15 protein-coding genes are annotated in these 18,350 nt (G+C 58.1%); 3 read left to right on the top strand and 12 right to left on the bottom strand.

Features of this window, described 5'->3' with window-relative positions:
- Positions 1-35: 35 nt before the first annotated feature.
- The 5 genes from amtB to ACOI7Z_RS19800 all read right to left on the bottom strand — a co-directional run bounded on the left by amtB (position 36) and on the right by ACOI7Z_RS19800 (position 5,983).
- Positions 36-1,322, bottom strand: coding sequence for an ammonium transporter AmtB (amtB, locus tag ACOI7Z_RS19780; protein ID WP_004204781.1), 1,287 nt, complete (start codon positions 1,320-1,322; stop codon positions 36-38).
- A 33-nt stretch (positions 1,323-1,355) separates the two neighbouring features.
- Complete coding sequence (gene glnK, locus ACOI7Z_RS19785; protein ID WP_002891893.1) at positions 1,356-1,694, bottom strand: P-II family nitrogen regulator; 339 nt, start codon at positions 1,692-1,694, stop codon at positions 1,356-1,358.
- Between the two features lie 243 nt (positions 1,695-1,937).
- A complete protein-coding gene (locus ACOI7Z_RS19790) occupies positions 1,938-3,716 on the bottom strand; it encodes a SmdB family multidrug efflux ABC transporter permease/ATP-binding protein (RefSeq protein WP_032453858.1) in 1,779 nt (592 codons plus the stop codon).
- Positions 3,709-5,481, bottom strand: a complete 1,773-nt coding sequence (locus tag ACOI7Z_RS19795; protein ID WP_087849722.1) for a SmdA family multidrug ABC transporter permease/ATP-binding protein — start codon at positions 5,479-5,481, stop codon at positions 3,709-3,711. The genes ACOI7Z_RS19790 and ACOI7Z_RS19795 overlap by 8 nt, the downstream gene beginning before the upstream one ends.
- Before the next feature lie 43 nt (positions 5,482-5,524).
- Positions 5,525-5,983: an Lrp/AsnC family transcriptional regulator gene (locus ACOI7Z_RS19800; protein WP_048296864.1), complete on the bottom strand. Its 459-nt coding sequence runs from the start codon at positions 5,981-5,983 to the stop codon at positions 5,525-5,527.
- 115 nt (positions 5,984-6,098) lie between these two features.
- On the opposite strand from ACOI7Z_RS19800, the gene ACOI7Z_RS19805 reads away from it, so the two are divergent.
- On the top strand, positions 6,099-7,151 hold the full coding sequence (locus ACOI7Z_RS19805; RefSeq protein WP_065882819.1) for a PLP-dependent cysteine synthase family protein: 1,053 nt from the start codon (positions 6,099-6,101) through the stop codon (positions 7,149-7,151).
- 44 nt (positions 7,152-7,195) lie between these two features.
- On the opposite strand, the gene cof is transcribed toward ACOI7Z_RS19805, so the two are convergent.
- A complete protein-coding gene (gene cof / locus ACOI7Z_RS19810; protein ID WP_065882820.1) occupies positions 7,196-8,014 on the bottom strand; it encodes an HMP-PP phosphatase in 819 nt (272 codons plus the stop codon).
- Between the two features lie 127 nt (positions 8,015-8,141).
- Here cof and ACOI7Z_RS19815 point away from each other — a divergent pair, with 127 nt between their 5' ends.
- Complete coding sequence (locus ACOI7Z_RS19815) at positions 8,142-9,839, top strand: SgrR family transcriptional regulator (RefSeq protein WP_087849721.1); 1,698 nt, start codon at positions 8,142-8,144, stop codon at positions 9,837-9,839.
- Between the two features lie 66 nt (positions 9,840-9,905).
- Entirely contained in the window at positions 9,906-10,607 is a 702-nt protein-coding gene (gene queC / locus ACOI7Z_RS19820) for a 7-cyano-7-deazaguanine synthase QueC (protein WP_023288618.1), read from the top strand.
- Positions 10,608-10,735: 128 nt separating this feature from the next.
- Here the strand turns inward: queC and ACOI7Z_RS19825 are convergent, their stop codons facing one another.
- From ACOI7Z_RS19825 to clpX, 6 genes are all read right to left on the bottom strand, one after another.
- Positions 10,736-11,137: a YbgC/FadM family acyl-CoA thioesterase gene (locus ACOI7Z_RS19825; RefSeq protein WP_023288617.1), complete on the bottom strand. Its 402-nt coding sequence runs from the start codon at positions 11,135-11,137 to the stop codon at positions 10,736-10,738.
- Positions 11,138-11,248: 111 nt separating this feature from the next.
- On the bottom strand, positions 11,249-11,617 hold the full coding sequence (locus tag ACOI7Z_RS19830) for a helix-hairpin-helix domain-containing protein (protein ID WP_023288616.1): 369 nt from the start codon (positions 11,615-11,617) through the stop codon (positions 11,249-11,251).
- Between the two features lie 148 nt (positions 11,618-11,765).
- Positions 11,766-13,640 (bottom strand): peptidylprolyl isomerase, encoded by a 1,875-nt coding sequence (ppiD, locus tag ACOI7Z_RS19835; protein WP_065882823.1) that lies wholly within the window; start codon positions 13,638-13,640, stop codon positions 11,766-11,768.
- 214 nt (positions 13,641-13,854) lie between these two features.
- On the bottom strand, positions 13,855-14,127 hold the full coding sequence (gene hupB, locus ACOI7Z_RS19840; RefSeq protein WP_002444653.1) for a nucleoid-associated protein HU-beta: 273 nt from the start codon (positions 14,125-14,127) through the stop codon (positions 13,855-13,857).
- Positions 14,128-14,336: 209 nt separating this feature from the next.
- On the bottom strand, positions 14,337-16,691 hold the full coding sequence (gene lon / locus ACOI7Z_RS19845; RefSeq protein ID WP_087849720.1) for an endopeptidase La: 2,355 nt from the start codon (positions 16,689-16,691) through the stop codon (positions 14,337-14,339).
- 183 nt (positions 16,692-16,874) lie between these two features.
- Complete coding sequence (gene clpX, locus ACOI7Z_RS19850; RefSeq protein ID WP_002891807.1) at positions 16,875-18,149, bottom strand: ATP-dependent protease ATP-binding subunit ClpX; 1,275 nt, start codon at positions 18,147-18,149, stop codon at positions 16,875-16,877.
- Positions 18,150-18,350: the final 201 nt, after the last annotated feature.

Raw genomic sequence — 18,350 nt, forward strand, 5'->3', positions numbered from 1 at the left:
GGGAGGCTTTTTGCTACATGGAGAAGGGTTTTCTGTCAGGCGTTGTAGGCGTTTTCGCCATGGCTGTTGACGTCCAGCCCTTCGCGCTCCTGCTCTTCCGGTACGCGCAGCCCTACGGTCATATCCGCCACTTTGTAGCCGATGAAAGCGACGACGCCGGACCAGACCACGGTAATGCCGATACTTTCCAGCTGCACCAGCAGCTGATGGCCCATGGTGACGCCTTCCGCATAACCGACGCCGCCCAGAGAAGTCGCCGCGAAGATACCGGTCAGGATACAGCCGACGATGCCGCAGACGCCGTGGACGCCGAAGACGTCGCAAGGGTCATCCACACGCAGCCAGCGTTTCAGCGCAGTCACGCCCCAGATACCCGCCAGGCCAGAGGCGATACCGACGATCAGCGCGCCGCCGACACCGATATAACCACACGCCGGCGTAACGCCAACCAGACCGGCAATTGCCCCGGAGCAGGCGCCCAGCAGTGAAGGTTTGCCGCGCAGAGCCCATTCGCCAAAAGTCCACGCCAGGATAGCCGCGGCGGTCGCCACGACGGTGTTAACGAACGCCAGGGCCGCGATTTCATTCGCTGCGCTGGCAGAGCCGGCGTTGAAGCCGAACCAGCCCACATAGAGGATAGCGGTGCCGGTGAACACCATCGGCAGGTTATGCGGTTTGAACGCTTCTTTGCCGAAGCCCACGCGTTTGCCCATCATATAGGCGCCCACCAGCCCGGCGACCGCGGCGTTGATGTGCACAACGGTGCCGCCGGCGAAATCCAGCGCGCCATGGGTCGCCAACAGACCGCCGCCCCAGACCATATGCGCAATCGGCACGTAGGAGAGCGTCATCCACACCACCACGAAAATCAGCACCGCGGAGAAACGGATACGTTCAGCCAGCGCGCCGACGATCAGCCCGACGGTGATGCAGGCGAACGAGCCCTGGAAGGCGACGTGGATATACTGATAGAAGGTGCCCATCAGCGCTTTCAGTTCAATATTTTTCAGCATTACCCAGTCAAAGCTGCCGAAGAAGCTGCCGCCGGTGCCGAAGGCCAGGGTATAGCCATAAATGACCCACAGTACGCAGACGAGGCCAAAGGTGACAATCACCTGCGTCAGCATGGAAAGAACGTTCTTACCGCGGATCAGCCCGCCGTAAAACAGCGCAATCCCCGGGATAGTCATAAACAGAACCAGCGCGGTGCAAATCATCATAAACGCATTATCGGCTTTGTCCGCCACCGCAGGCGCGGCCATCGCCAGCCCCGGAAGAAGGGCTAACGCCCCCAGACCCGATTTCATTGTTGCCATTTTCATTGTTTCGTTCCCCATCACTGTGTGGTCTGGAAATTACAGTGCCGCTTCGTCAGCTTCGCCGGTACGGATGCGAATGACGCGCTGCAATTCAGCGACAAAAATTTTGCCGTCGCCAATTTTTCCGGTGTAAGCCGCTTTGCTGATGACATCGATAACTTCATCCAGCTGATCGTCGGCGATCGCCACATCAATCTTCACTTTTGGCAGAAAGTTGACGCTATACTCGGCGCCGCGGTAGAGCTCCGCATGACCTTTCTGACGGCCAAATCCTTTGACTTCAGTGACCGTCAGGCCCTGAATGCCGATGGAAGACAAGGCTTCACGCACGTCTTCCAGTTTGAATGGTTTGATTACCACGGTAACCAGCTTCATAAGTCCCCTCCAGTCAGTATTCGGTAATGGCCGCAGCTAACACGATGGATATAAAGCAAGGGCTATGCCAGAAATGAAAAAAGGCCGCTGAGCGGCCCTTTGATGGCAAAAAACAGGCGAGAGGTCAGGCATTAGCCTGCGTAAAGGCGTTTAACGGGCAAAAATGCACCACGGCGGTGCATTTGATGTAACGTTTTTGCACCACGACAGGCCGACCCGCCTTCGCTGCCTGCTGGTGGTGCATCAGGCGCTGAGCGACTCTTCTCTGGCGCTGGCCGCCAGCTCTTCACCAGCCAGCTGTAGCTGATACATCTGCCAGTAGCGGCCTTTCGCCGCCAGCAGTTGCTGATGGTTGCCCCGCTCGACGGCCTGACCGCGATGCAGGACCAGAATGGTATCCGCCTCAACGATGGTCGACAGACGATGGGCAATGACCACCAGAGTGGTATGCTGGCGAACCTTCGCCAGCGCCTGCTGGATCGCCTGCTCGGTGCCGGAGTCGATGTTCGCCGTCGCCTCATCCAGAATCAGAACCTGCGGGGTCTCCACCAGCACGCGCGCCAGCGCCAGCAGCTGCTTCTGTCCGACGGAGAGATTATTGCCCTGCTCGCCCAGCTGGGTATACAGGCCGTCGCGCATGCTGCGCGCCACCGCCGCCAGCTGCACCGCCTCCAGCGCTTCCCAGACCTGTGTTTCGCTGATGTCCCGGCCCAGCGCGACGTTGGCGTAGAAGGTATCCGCCAGCACCACCGGATCCTGTTGCACCATCGCGATGCCCCGACGCAACGCGCTGTGGCTGAGAGAAGAGAGCGGCCGGCCATCGATGCGGATCTCCCCGTGGGTTAACGGGTAATAGCCCATCATCAGACTGGCGAGGGTACTCTTCCCACTGCCGGTATGCCCGACCAGCGCCACAAAACTGCGGGAAGGGATATCCAGCGTGATATCCTGGAGGACCAGACGATCCCCGCGGTAGGCAAAGGAGAGATGGTCGATTTCCACCCGACCGCTGCTCAGCGGCGCGTCATCGGCGCCCCACGCCTGGCGCGGACGGTCCATCAGTTCGAAAACGCGTTCGCCGGCGACCACCGCCTGCTGCAGCATCGACTGCTGGGTGGTCAGCTCAATGAGCGGCTCGTTGAGGCGTCCGAGATAGCTGATAAACGCGTACAGCACCCCGACCTCAATCGTGCCCGCCGCGCTAAAGCCGAACAGCATCAGCAGCCCGCACAGCACCAGCGAGGAAAAGAGGCTCAGCAGCGGACGCAGCAGAAAACCGTCCAGGCGCAGCGTCTGCATCCGCGCCAGGTAGTGGGCGTAGCTGGCCTCGCGCATCCGTTCGCCAAAGCGCGCCTGCTGGCGGAACTGCTGGATGACCCCCATGCCGTTGATCACTTCGTTAAAGCCATCGTTGATGTCGGCAAGCCAGGCGCGCACCCGGCGCACGATCGGCGTGCTATAGCGCTGATAAATGATCATCACGATCAGCACCGCCGGGAAAATCGCGATCGCCACCAGCGCCATCCGCCAGTCGAGGCTAAACATCGCCACCAGCATCGCGCCGATCAGCGCCGCGCTGCGGAGCACCGTCGCCACTACCGTCACATACAGGTCACGAATGACTTCGGTATCGTTGGTCACGCGTGAGATCAGCTGCCCGACCGGCTGAGTATCAAACTCGCTGAGCGGCTGATGCAGGGCGGCATCCATCACATCGCTGCGTAACTGCTGGACCACGCCGACCGCGGCGCGGTTAAACAGCAGCGACTGGTTATAATGCAATAGCGCCGCCAGCAGCTGCAGACCGATATAGGCTGCCGCCAGGCCTGCCACCAGCTTCAGCGGCAGAGTCTGTTTCGCCACCATATTGTCAATGAAATAGCTGATAAGCAGCGGGCCGCTCACCTCCGCCGCCGCCGCGATCCACATCATCGCCACCGCGATGGCCAGCGGCTTACGCCACGGTGAACCATAGGCCAGCAGGCGTCTAAGCGTCGGCCAGAGTTCGGTAAAGCTACGCATCCAGGGCCTCCTCTTGCTCCTGGGGAACCTCGTCGAGCGCGGCTTCCAGCTGCTGATACCGATACATGTCGCGGTACCAGCCGGGCTGCACCGCCAGCGCCTCATGGCGGCCGCGCTGGGCGACATGCCCATGCTGCAGCACCAGGATTTCGCTGGCCTCAGTCAGCGCCGACAGGCGGTGGGCGCTGATGATCACCGTCCGCCCCTCTCCCCACTGGCGCAGGTTATGCAGGATCTGGTGTTCGGTGCGGCCATCCACCGCGGATAAAGCATCATCAAGGATCAGAATTTCGGCCTCCAGCAGCAGGGCGCGGGCAATCGAGATGCGCTGTTTCTGGCCGCCGGAGAGCATCACGCCGCGCTCGCCCACTTCGGTATCGTACCCCTGGGGCAGACGCAGAATGTCGTCATGCACGCTGGCCAGCCGCGCCACCCGCTCAATCTGTTCCGGCGTCGCGTCCGGTTTTCCCAGCGCGATATTATTGGCGACGGTATCGGAGAATAAAAACGGCGTCTGATTGACCACCGCCAGCCGTTCGCGCCAGCTGTCGAGCTGCAGACGCGGTAGCGGCAGATCGTGAAAGCGGATCTCGCCGCTGGTGACGTCAAAATGGCGCTGCAGCAGGGCCAGAATGGTGCTTTTGCCAGCGCCCGTCGGCCCGCAGATGCCCAGCATTTGCCCCGGCTGCAGGGTAAAATTAACCTGTTCCAGCGAAGGCTTGCTCGCCTGCGGATAGATGAAATCGCGGATAGCGACCTGCAGGACGCCGCGGCCAGCCGGTACCGTCTCGGTCCCGTCGTCCACCGCCGGCGCCTCTTCGAGCATGGTGCGAATACGGCCATAGGCCGCGCTACCGCGCTCCACGATGTTAAACATCCACGCCAGCGCCAGCATCGGCCAGATCATCAGACCAAGGTACATCACAAAGCTGGTGAGCTGACCCAGCGTCAGGCTACCGTGGATCACCATCCAGCTGCCGCCGCCGATGGCCAGCAGATTCGCCGCCCCGATGGCGATATAGATAGTAGGGTCGAAGCGAGCGTCAATGCGCGCTACGCGCATATTTTTCGCTCCGGTATCGGCCGCATCGGCGGCAAACTGCGCCGACTGGCGCTCCTCCAGCCCGAACGCCTTAATCATGCGGATGCTGGTCAGACTCTCCTGCGTGCGATCGTTGAGGCTGGAAAAGGCCGCCTGGGCAACGCGAAAACGTTCGTGAAGGGCATCGCCGTTGCGTTTGATCGCCAGGGCCATCAGCGGCATCGGCAGCAGCGCCAGAAGGGTGAGCTGCCAGCTAATCTGCGTCGACATCACAATCAACACCGCACAGCCCATCACCAGAGAATCCACCAGGGTTAACACCCCTTCACCGGCGGCAAACACCACCCGGTCCACGTCGTTGGTGGCGCGGGCGATCAGATCCCCGGTGCGATGGCGCAAATAGAACGCCGGATGCTGGCGGCTCAGCTGCCGGTAAAAGTCTTCCCGCAGTTCAACCGCCAGCTGGTAAGAGGCGCCGAACAGCAGCACGCGCCAGACATAGCGCAGCAGGTAAACCATCACCGCGATCAGCACCAGCGCGCCGATCCACATCCACACCTTCTCCGCGGTGTAATGTTGTTGCGTCACGCCGTCGACCACAATGCCCACCACCTTCGGCGGAACAAGCTGCAGGACGGCAATAATGGCCAGCAGGGCAATGGCGCCAAGATAGCGGCGCCACTCCCGGCGGAAATACCAGCTGAGTTGTGCAAATAATCGCAAGCAGTAAGATCCTGATTTTGTTATGGGTTACGGCGCAATACCGTTATTCGACAGGCAAGGCGGTGGTGTATTTTATCTGTTCCATGGCAAAACTCGAAGTGACATCCGACAGCCCCGGCACGCTGTTCACCAAACGTTTATAAAAGTCGTCATAGCGCTTCATATCGGCCACCTGCACCCGCAGCAAATAGTCATACTCCCCCGCCATCCGCCAGAAGCCGAGCACTTCAGCCATCTGCGTCACTTCGCTCACAAAATGGCAATACCAGTCGCTGCTGTGATGTTGGGTCTTGATCAGGACAAACGCCGTCAGCCCCAGCCCCACCTTTTCCGCATCCAGTAAGGCAACGCGCCCGCGGAGAATACCGTCATCCTCGAGTCGTTTCAGGCGTTTCCAGCAAGGGGTCGTGGTCAGATTAACGGCATCAGCCAGCGCCTGCAAAGAGAGGGTGCAATCTTCCTGCAGCAGCGCCAGCAGCTTACGGTCAATTTTATCTAACATAAGGCCACCAGAGAGAATAATTTACTCCTGCAATTGTAATTGAAAGGCTAAATAGCAACAATTTTTCCCGCACAATCCGCTAAGCTGGGCACAAAATGACAAACAGGAATCCGAGATGAATAGCGCCTGGGTAAAACACGCCATTAGTGAAATTAACGCCGACTATCAGCGTTCCGCCGATACACACCTGATTCGCCTGGCGCTGCCTGGTTTTCCCGGGATCCCGATTTATCTGAAGGATGAAAGTACGCATCCGACCGGTAGCCTCAAACACCGTCTGGCGCGGTCGCTGTTTCTCTATGGCCTGTGCAACGGCTGGATCAAAGAAGGCACCACGATTATCGAATCGTCTTCGGGTTCGACCGCGGTTTCTGAAGCCTATTTCGCCCGCCTGCTGGGGCTGCCGTTTATCGCCGTGATGCCCTCCTGCACCGCCAGACGTAAAATCGAACAGATCGAGTTCTACGGCGGACGCTGCCATTTTGTGCAGAACGCCTGCGAAATCTATGCGGCTTCCGAAACGCTGGCGCGCGAGCTGAACGGTCACTATATGGATCAGTTTACCTTCGCCGAGCGGGCCACCGACTGGCGCGGCAATAACAATATCGCCGACAGTATTTTCCGCCAGATGAGCCATGAGCCGCACCCGCAGCCATCGTGGATCGTGATGAGCGCCGGCACCGGCGGCACCTCAGCGACCATTGGCCGCTATATTCGCAGCCAGGGCTACGAGACGCAGCTGATGGTTGTCGACCCGCAAAATTCGGTGTTCCTCGATTACTGGCAGACACGCGACGCCAGCCTGCGCAGCCCGGTCGGCAGCAAAATTGAAGGCATCGGCCGCCCGCGGGTCGAACCATCGTTTATTCCCGACGTTGTAGATGAGATGCTGCGCGTGCCGGATGCGGCAAGCGTGGCCACTGCTTTGTGGCTGGAAACGCAGCTTGGACGGAAAGTCGGCGCCTCGACCGGAACCAATATGTGGGGGGTGCTGCAGCTGGCCGCGCGGATGCGCGAGGAAGGACGCACGGGTTCCCTCGTGACCCTGCTGTGCGACAGCGGCGAGCGTTATCTGGAAAGCTATTACAACCCACAGTGGGTGGCGGCCAACATCGGCGATATCGCCCCCTGGCAGGCGGAGCTAGCCCGGCTGGTCAGCAGAACATAAAAAAAGCCAGATAGAATGCTATCTGGCTTGCTGGAAGGGTCTCTCTATTCGGGGGAATAAGGAAGATCAGGATTATCCAGCCAATGCGTTAAAAAATGGGAGACCGCCTGATGCCGGCAGTCGCCGATAACCGGGAGATGCGGAAGCTCGGCTTTCAGCTGCGGCATCGCGTTGCCCATGATGAACCCCCGCCCGACGCTGCGAAGCATCTCGCGATCGTTCATCGCATCGCCGAAGGCCATGCACTCCTGTAGGGTGAGGCCCAGGTGCTGGCTCAGCCTCGCCAGCGCCGCGCCTTTATTGCAGCCAACCGGCAGCACTTCCAGACAGTCCAACGCCGAGAAGCAGAGAAACGCGCGCTGGCCCAGCGCCTCATTCAGTTGGATCCGCAGGCGGCGCAGATCGTCATGATCGCCGCAGAAGCAGATCTTGGTGACATGATGCGCCGACATACGTTTCGGATCACACAGTTGATAGCGAAACCCGCTAAAGACATGCGCCTTCAGCAGCTCAGGCCTTGCCTGGCCGGTGAACCAACCGCCGTCATTAAACACGTGCATGCTGGCCCGGGTATCCCATCGACTATGCAGCACTTCTTCCGCTACCTCGGGATTGAGATCCTGACGGTACAGCTCCTCCCCTTCCAGCGAGTGGATGCGCGTCCCGTTGCCCGTGATCAGAAAGGCGTCCAGGGAAAACTCACCCATCACATGGTGCATCTCCAGCGCATGGCGGCCGGTGGCGAACGTCAGGGTGATATCGCGTTCCCGCAGCCGTTTCAGCGCGGTGAGCGTCTTTTCTCCGAGACGATGGTCCGGCATCAGCAAGGTGCCGTCCATATCAAATGCTGCCAGTTTTGCCATGGTGTTTTCCCCAATGTGTGATGGGCTTCGCTTGTGTTGCAGTATCACCTGGGATATACGGAAGTAATAGTGAATAGATAATATAAATTGTTCCGGGTTTATTACGGCCCGGTGGACGACAGCGCTTATGCGACTCTTACACCGTTTAAATCAGTACCAGCGGCTGTGGCAACCCTCAGCCGGGGCGCCGCAGCAGGTCACCGTCGGCGAACTGGCGGAACGCTGTTTTTGCAGCGAACGCCATGTCCGTACCCTGCTGCGTCAGGCGCAAGAGGCCGGATGGTTAAGCTGGCAGGCCAGCTCCGGGCGCGGCAAGCGCGGACTGCTCTCTTTTTATAAAACGCCGGAACGTCTGCGCAATGAGATGATGGAGCTGGCGCTGCATAAAGGTCAGCAGCAAAACGCGCTGGAGCTGGCGCAGCTGGCCCCGGTGGAGCTGAAAGCCCTGCTCCACCCCTTTCTGGGCGGTCAGTGGCAAAACAATACCCCGACGCTGCGTATTCCATACTATCGCCCGCTGGAACCGCTACGCCCCGGCTTTCTGCCCGGACGCGCCGAGCAGCATCTGGCCGGGCAGATCTATGCCGGGCTGACACGCTTCGACGAAGGCGACACTATGCCAATCGGCGATCTGGCGCACCACTGGCAGGTCTCCCCTGACGGCCTGCGCTGGCAGTTTTATATCCGCTCCACGCTGTGCTGGCACAACGGCGATGCAGTGGAAACCGCACAGCTGCGGCAGCGCTTACTGCTGCTGCTGGATCTGCCCGCCTTGCGGACCCTCTTCGCCAGCATCAGCCGCATCGACGTCACTCACGCCCAGTGCCTCACCATCACGCTGCATCGTCCTGACTACTGGCTGCCGTTCCGCCTCGCCAGCTATTGCAGCGTGCTGGCCCATCCTGACGATCCGGCCATCGGATGCGGACCGTTCCGCCTGAAGCGGTTTAGTCCGGAACTCGTCCGCCTGGAGAACCATCCCCGCTACCATCTGCGGCATCCGCTGATCCAGGCGGTGGAGTACTGGATCACCCCCCAGCTCTTCGATCGCGATCTCGGCACCAGCTGCCGCCACCCGGTGCAGATCACGATTGGCGATCGCGAAGAGCTCCATAACCTGCGCCAGGTCAGCAACAGCATCAGTCTTGGCTTCTGCTATCTGACCCTGCGTCACAGCCCTCGGCTTAGCAAAGCGCAGGCCCAGCGGCTGGTATCGATAATTCACCGCTCATCGTTGCTGGAAACGCTGCCGCTCGACGAGGATCTGATTACGCCAAGCCATGAGGTGTTGCCGGGATGGTCCATCCCGCAGGGGCCGGAAAACAGCGCGGTGCCGCTGCCGGCCAGGCTCACGCTGCTCTACCATCTGCCGGTCGAACTCCACGCCATGGCCGAACAGCTGAGACAGCGGCTGGCTGTGCTGGGCTGCGAGCTGACGCTTCTGTTTCATGACGCCAAAAACTGGGAGGGCTGCCAGCATCTGGGGCAGGCCGACCTGATGATGGGCGACCGCCTGATCGGCGAAGCGCCAGAGTATGCCCTGGAGCAGTGGCTGCGCTGCGATATGCTGTGGCCCAATTTGCTGACCGGGGCGCAATATGCCCATCTGCAGGCGACATTAGACGCGGTACAGACGCAGCCGGAAGCCCGCAGCCGCAACGATGCGCTGCGCAACGTATTCAACAACCTGATGGAAGACGCCATCATGACGCCGCTGTTTAAATACAACTATCGGATCAGCGCCCCGCCGGGTGTCAATGGCTTGCGCCTCAACGCCCGCGGCTGGTTCGACTTCGCCAGCGCCTGGCTGCCGGCGTCGACGTGAGAGAGCTGGTGGTGGCGGGCGTCTGGCGCTACCATATCGCCTTTACTCATTAAGTCAGGAATTGCCATGAAACGCGCCGTAGTTGTCTTCAGCGGAGGACAAGATTCAACCACCTGTCTGGTGCAGGCTCTGCAACAGTATGATGAAGTGCATTGCGTCACTTTTGATTATGGCCAACGCCACCGCGCGGAAATCGACGTTGCGCGCGAACTCGCCCTGAAACTTGGCGCCGTCGCGCATAAAGTGCTGGACGTTACCCTGCTCAATGAACTGGCGGTCAGCAGCCTGACCCGCGATAACATTCCGGTACCGGACTATCAGCCTGATGCCGAGGGCATTCCCAATACTTTTGTCCCGGGGCGCAATATTCTGTTTTTAACCCTGACGGCAATCTACGCCTATCAGGTAAAAGCCGACGCTATCATCACCGGCGTGTGCGAGACCGATTTCTCCGGCTACCCGGACTGCCGCGATGAGTTTGTCAAAGCGCTGCACCACGCCGTCAGCCTTGGGATGGCGAAAGACATTCGCTTTGAAACCCCGCTGATGTGGCTGAACAAAGCCGAGACCTGGGCGCTGGCCGACTACTGGGGTCAGTTGGATCTGGTGCGCCGGGAAACCCTCACCTGCTACAACGGCATTAAGGGCGATGGTTGCGGCCAGTGCGCCGCCTGCAACCTGCGCGCTAACGGGCTCAACCAGTATCTGGCCGATAAGGTCGGGGTAATGGCGGTGATGAAGCAAAAAACCGGCTTGACACAGGCATAGCCTCCGAAGAGGTATCTGCCCGAAGCTTCAGTTCAAATTCCCCGGTGGCGCTACGCATACCGGGGCAAGGGGTTGATCACCTTCCGGAGGTCGAAGCGCGCCACCGCCCGGCACGCACGCGACGGTTGTCAGCGCAAGTTCATCTGGTCGAGTTTCTCACGTAGTTCCCCTTCCAGCGGCAGCGCCTTCTGGGTTTTCAAATCAATACAGACGAAGGTGATCAGCGCATCGGCCACCACCTCGCCATTGGGGTTGAGGGTGACCACTTGGCTGAGCGTGCCGCTTTTGCCGTTGAGTTGCTCCAGTTTGCTGCTCACCGTCAGCACATCGCCCAGGACCGCCGGACGGCGGTAGTTGATATTAATATTCACCACCACGAAGGCGATGTTTTTCTCGGTCATCCACTGAAACGCCGGGCTATTTTCCAGACCATCCCAGCGGGCCTCCTCAAGGAACTCCAGGTAGCGTGCGTTATTCACATGCTGGTAGACGTCCAGATGATAGCCGCGAACTTTAATTTGTGTTTGCATAGCATCAATGCCTTTCTGTTATTGTTGTTTGTGAGGTAAGAGGTCACACCACTTAATGCAACCTCTTTATCCTGGCAAAAAATTACTGCTGTGCAAGCGCTGGCATAAAATTTACAGCGTCAGATGGGCTAAATTCCGCTCCACCAGCGCACTGCCCATCCCCGGGACCTGCTTCAGGTCATCAAGGGTTTTGAATGGCCCATACTCCTCACGGTAGCTGACAATCGCCTGGGCTTTTTTCAACCCCACGCCATTCAGAGCCTGCGCCAGCTGCTCGGCGCTGGCGTGGTTAATGCTGACTTTGGTCGCCCCGTTGTCGGCCTCGCCGGGTTCCGCTTTCGCTTTCGCCGAAGAGGACGCCGGGACATGCTCTTTGGTTACCACCGCTTTGCCGCTGGCGGGGGCGGCCAGCGCGCCCTGTGCGCCTACCGCGAAAACCAGAACGCCCGCGGCCATCAGTGCTTTTATTCCATATTTCATGCTGATATCTCCTTGTGTGTAGACAGCAAGGCTACGATAGCGTCAGTGCGGATGGCCGACAAAAGGCAAATCACAGAAATGGAAAGGGCCGCGAAAGCGGCCCCTGAGGATTACATGGTGTTGCGTATTTTTGCGAAACGACGCGAAATTACTGCTGCTGGTCGATGCTGTCGCCCAGCTTAATTTTCGCCGCCTTGCGCAGGTTGCTCATCAGCGCTTCGAAAGCGATTTGGGCATTGTTCTGGGTAATCCCCTGAACCATAGCCTTCTTCTGCTCTTCCGGCATGCTGCCTGCTTTCACTTCATCCAGCGCCACCAGCACCACATCGCCTTGCATGTTGCTGCCAACGCCATAGACCGGTTTGCCCTGCTGCGGCAGCGGCAGAGTGAATGCCAGCTGGCTCAGCGGATCCTGGCCGGTACGGGAAAGCGTCTGCGGCGCGCCAAAGCTCAGGCCAGCCGCCTTCATCGCCTCATCGCCTTTGCCGTCTTTCAGCGCCGCCAGCAGCTTATCGGCATCCAGCTTCGCCTGCTGTTCCGCTTTATTGTGCTTAACGATATCGCTGACCTGCGCCTTCACTTCGGCCAGCGGTTTCACCGCCTCGGCTTTGTGCTCGCTGATACGCAGAACAAAAGCGCGATCGCCATCAACGGTAATGATGTCAGAGTTGCTGCCCGGCGCGCCGTTCGCACCGACCAGACCGCCGTTGAAGATAGCGTCAGCGACCGGTTTAAAGTTCAGCTCTTCCGGCAGGTTATCGCGGCCAAACCAGCCGGTTTCCACCACCTGCACTCCGGCGACCTGCGCCGCGCCCGCCAGCGATTCATTATCGTTGCTGGCCGCATCGCTCACCTTCTGCTGCAGCGCATAGTAAGCATCCAGCGCTTTCTCCTGCTTCACTTTCGCCGCAATGTCATTGCGCACGTCAGCCAGCGGCTTGACCTGCGCCGGCTGGACGTCGTCCAGACGGGCCACCAGGAAGCCAACCGAGGATTTGATCACTCCGGAGAGCTGGCCTTTCTCTTTCAGGCCGGCCTCTTTCAGCTCAGGCACGGTAGAGGCATCTTCCATCCACCCCATATCGCCGCCGTTGCGGGCAGAAATAATATCGGTCGATTTTTCTTTTGCCAGCGTGGCGAAATCAGCGCCTTTTTGCAGCTCGGCCAGCACCGCTTTCGCGTCGGCTTCAGTTTTAGTCTGAATCACGCTGTAGCGATTACGCTGCGGCTGAGTGAACTGATCTTTATGCTGGTCATACCATGACTGGATTTCTTCGTCAGAGGCGTTTTCCTGCATGCTGGCGGCATCCATCTTGATGTAGCTCACGCGGAACTGCTCCGGCGCCATAAAACGGGCCTGATTCTGCTGCCAGAAAGCGTTGATTTCCTCATCGCTGGCGGTCTGTTTTGCCGCCAGGGCGTTGACGTTGATGGTCGCTTCGCGGACGACACGCTGCTGAGACACCAGCGCCGCCAGCTGATCGGACTCACCCGGCAGCATGAAATCGGTACCCGCAATGGCGTTAATCAGCTGCTGCGTGGTCAGCTGGTTACGCAGCGCCTGGGCGTACTGATCGGTGGTCATTCCCATCTGGGCGACAATACCGCTGAAACGCTGGTTGTCGAACTTACCGTTCGTCTGGAACGCCTGGGTCTGGAAGATCGCCTGCTTCACCTGCTCATCGCTGATGCTGAGGCCCAGCTCGCGGGCATACTGATCCAGAAGCGACTCATCGATCAGGCGGTTCAGCACCTGCTGGCGCATGGTTTTCATGTAGTTTTCGTTCGCCGCCAGCTCGGAGAACTGGTCGCCAAGCTGCTGCTGCATACGGTTACGTTCGCTGGCGACGGCGTTTTCAAACTGCCCACGGCCAATCTCCTGGCCATTCACTTTTGCGGCATAGTTTTTGCCACCGCCAATCAGGTAACCACTCACCCCGGTCAAAATGAACGAGACGATAATGATACCGAAAATAATCTTGAGCACGACGCTGTTGGCGGCCGTGCGTAGGTTGTCCATCATGGTGTAACAACGCTCCGCTGTAGATGACTTTAGCTCGCGCAGCATAGCACGTGATGGCCGCCGCGCGTGAGGACGTATTTTGACAAGAAAACAGGGTGATTGTCAGCCCACAAGTGGCGATAAACACACATAAAGTGGTCTGAAAAGGCAATAAAAAAGGCACATCTCACGATGCGCCCTTGTACTTCGTCACATTCCCTGACGGGAAAGCCGATCAGTTCACCGCGTCTTTCAGCGCTTTACCAGCACGGAAGCCCGGCACTTTTGCGGCAGCGATAGTAATTTCTTTACCTGTTTGTGGGTTGCGACCAGTACGGGCGGCACGTTCTTTAACAGCAAAGGTACCGAAACCTACCAGCGCAACGTCATCCCCAGCCTGCAGAGATTCAGTAACAGAAGCGATTAAAGCATCTAACGCACGTCCAGCTGCAGCTTTAGAAATGTCCGCACCCGCAGCAATTTTGTCAATCAGTTGAGATTTATTCACTGTTCTCTTCCTCTCTTTATAATTTATATCGCACCAGAGTCCTTCATAGTGCGACCGCGCAGCAGTTATATCAGGACTGTCATGCCCTTACAACAGCAGTTGTCGATGACCCCCCTGCCAGCGATCTAAGTTAGCTACACAAAAAAAGGCTGGCAAGTCCGAAATGACTTACCAGCCCTATTTTTATTAGCGCAATTTGCGCAGAATCACTATTTCGCAGTCACAACCTGCATGCCGAACGGTTCGTTCTGCAGCGCAAGTGTCAGAACTTCCTCGATTCGTTTCACCGGATGGATATCCAAATCGGCGATAACGTTATCCGGAATTTCTTCAAGGTCGCGTTTGTTCTCATCAGGAATCAGAACAGTCTTAATACCGCCGCGATGCGCCGCCAGCAGTTTTTCCTTCAAACCGCCGATCGGCAGCACCTGACCACGCAGCGTAATCTCCCCGGTCATCGCCACATCGGCGCGTACCGGGTTGCCGGTCAGGCAGGAGACCAGCGCCGTACACATGGCGATACCCGCGCTCGGGCCATCCTTCGGCGTCGCCCCTTCCGGTACGTGGACGTGAATATCACGCTTCTCGTAGAAGTCGGCGTTAATGCCCAGCTTGTCCGCCCGCGAACGTACCACGGTCAGCGCAGCCTGAATCGACTCCTGCATCACCTCGCCCAGCGAGCCGGTGTAGGTCAGTTTGCCTTTACCCGGTACGCAGGCGGTTTCGATGGTCAGCAGATCGCCGCCCACTTCCGTCCACGCCAGACCGGTCACCTGACCGACGCGGTTCTCACTATCGGCGCGACCATAGTCGAAGCGCTGTACGCCGAGATAATCATGCAGATTCTCACCGTTAATTTCGATGTGTTTCAGCGTTTTATCCAGCAACAGCTGCTTAACGGCCTTACGGCACAGCTTGGAGATTTCACGCTCCAGGCTACGAACGCCCGCTTCACGGGTGTAGTAACGAATAATGCCGATAATGGCGCTATCGTCGACGGTCAGTTCGCCTTTCTTCAGCGCGTTGCGTTCGATCTGCTTCGTCAGCAGGTGACGCTTGGCGATGTTCAGTTTTTCATCTTCGGTGTAACCCGAGAGGCGAATCACTTCCATACGGTCCAGCAGCGGCGCCGGAATGTTCATGGAATTGGACGTCGCCACGAACATCACGTCGCTGAGATCGTAATCCACTTCCAGATAGTGGTCGTTAAAGGCCACGTTCTGTTCCGGATCCAGCACCTCAAGCAACGCGGAAGCCGGGTCGCCGCGCATGTCGGAAGACATTTTGTCGATCTCATCCAGCAGGAACAGCGGGTTTTTCACCCCCACTTTCGCCATTTTCTGGATCAGTTTGCCCGGCATCGAGCCAATATAGGTCCGACGATGACCGCGAATTTCCGCTTCATCGCGCACGCCGCCCAGCGCCATGCGGACGTATTTCCGGCCGGTCGCTTTGGCGATAGATTGACCCAATGAGGTTTTACCTACCCCCGGCGGTCCCACCAGGCAGAGGATCGGCCCCTTGATTTTGTTGACCCGGCTCTGCACCGCGAGATACTCAAGGATGCGGTCCTTCACGCGCTCCAGACCATAGTGATCGGTATCGAGGATCTCCTGGGCCTGACGCAGGTCTTTCTTGACCTTACTGCGCGCATTCCACGGCACCTGCACCATCCAGTCGATGTAGCCACGCACGACGGTCGCTTCCGCAGACATCGGCGACATCATCTTCAGCTTCTGCAGTTCCGCTTCGGTTTTCTCTTTCGCCTCTTTCGGCATTTTCGCCGCGTCGATCTTGCGCTTCAGCGCTTCGTTTTCGTCCGGGGCGTCGTCCATCTCGCCGAGTTCTTTCTGAATCGCTTTCATTTGCTCGTTCAGATAGTACTCGCGCTGGGATTTCTCCATCTGCTTTTTGACGCGGTTGCGAATGCGCTTCTCAACCTGCAGCAGATCGATTTCCGATTCCATCATCGCCATCAGATATTCCAGACGTTCGTTGACGTCGGACATCTCCAGCACGGACTGCTTGTCCGCCAGCTTCAGCGGCATATGCGCCGCGATGGTATCCGCCAGGCGCGCCGGATCGTCGATGCTGTTCAGCGACGTCAGCACTTCCGGTGGGATCTTTTTATTCAGCTTGATATAGCCTTCAAACTGGCTGATAGCGGTACGAACCAGCACTTCCTGCTCACGTTCGTCAATCGCCGGCGAGTCGAGATACTCCGCTTTCGCCGAGAAATGTTCGCCATTATCAGACAGCGCAGAAATGCGTGCACGCTGTAGCCCTTCGACCAGCACCTTCACGGTGCCGTCCGGCAGCTTCAGCATCTGCAAAATAGACGCCACGGTTCCAACGGTGAAAAGATCGTTTACACCCGGCTCATCCGTCGACGCTTCTTTCTGCGCAACCAGCATGATTTTTTTATCATGGTCCATGGCCGCTTCGAGGCAACGGATAGATTTTTCCCGCCCTACGAACAGGGGTATGACCATGTGCGGATAAACCACCACATCGCGCAACGGCAATACGGGGATTTCAATGCGTTCAGAACGCTCAGGATTCATAGAGCTCTCTCTTAGTTTAAAGTCCGCCAGGTAGCCGACGACGCCACACTCCACTGCATCGTCGTTAATATGTAATCCAGTATATGGGGATGTATTCCACACATTCAACGGCGGGAATGCAGGAAAAATAAAAGGGGAGATAAAATCCCCCCTTTTTGTTAACTGCTTGAGTGAAATGGCTAATTATTCGCCAGATGCCTGCTGAGCTTCCGGTTTGCCGTAGATCAGCAACGGTTTGCTCTGCCCGGCGATAACCGACTCATCAATGACCACTTTTTCGACATCTTCCATCGAAGGCAGGTCATACATGGTGTCCAGCAGCGCCGCTTCCACAATGGAACGCAGGCCACGGGCGCCGGTTTTACGCGCCATCGCTTTCTTGGCGATGGCATCCAGCGCTTCGTCGCGGAATTCAAGCTCTGCGCCTTCCAGGCTAAACAGCGCCTGATACTGCTTGGTCAGGGCGTTTTTCGGCTCTTTCAGGATCTGGATCAGCGCTTCTTCGCTCAGCTCGTTCAGGGTCGCCACTACCGGCAGACGGCCAATGAATTCCGGAATCAAACCAAACTTGATCAGATCTTCCGGCTCGACCTGGGCCAGCAGTTCGCCTTCGCTCGCTTTGTCGGACTTCGCTTTAACCGTCGCGCCAAAACCAATGCCGGAGCCGGTTTCCACACGGTGGGAAATCACTTTATCCAGACCGGCAAACGCGCCGCCGCAGATAAACAGGATCTTGGAGGTATCAACCTGCAGGAACTCCTGCTGCGGGTGTTTACGCCCGCCCTGCGGCGGAACGGCGGCGACGGTGCCTTCGATAAGCTTCAGCAGCGCCTGCTGCACGCCTTCGCCGGAGACGTCGCGGGTAATCGACGGGTTGTCGGATTTACGCGAAATTTTGTCGATTTCGTCGATATAGACGATGCCGCGCTGCGCTTTCTGCACGTCGTAGTCGCACTTCTGCAGCAGTTTCTGAATGATATTTTCGACGTCCTCACCCACATAACCGGCTTCGGTCAGGGTGGTGGCGTCCGCCATGGTAAACGGCACATCCAGCAGGCGCGCCAGCGTTTCCGCCAGCAGCGTTTTACCGGAGCCGGTCGGCCCGATCAGCAGAATGTTACTTTTACCCAGCTCTACGCCATTGCTGGTATCGCCATTGCGCAGACGTTTGTAGTGGTTGTATACCGCGACCGCCAACACTTTTTTCGCCTGTTCCTGACCGATGACGTAGTCATCAAGGTGGTGGCGAATCTCGTGCGGCGTCGGCAGCGCGCTGCGCTCGCGGTGCGGCGCAACTTCTTTAATCTCTTCGCGAATGATGTCGTTACATAAATCAACGCATTCGTCGCAGATATACACGGATGGCCCGGCGATCAGCTTACGCACTTCATGCTGGCTTTTGCCGCAAAAAGAGCAATACAACAATTTGCCCGATCCATCTTTGCGTTTATCTGTCATGAGTCCAAACCTCTTTTTAAGTTCTTTGTGCCGCACACGACGACGCAAATGCCATTCTCAGGCGCAAGCCGCCATATAGCGTTGTGCCGCCCTTCATTAGTATATACACAAAATCCTTCGCGCTACATCGAGGCGGTAGCGAAGCTACCGGCCGCCTGCCTGCCCGGCAAGCCTCCGGAAAAATGCCAACCGCTTAGCAGA

The sequence above is a fragment of the Klebsiella sp. C283 genome (assembly GCF_048822555.1).
Taxonomy (GTDB): Bacteria; Pseudomonadota; Gammaproteobacteria; order Enterobacterales; family Enterobacteriaceae; genus Klebsiella; species Klebsiella quasipneumoniae.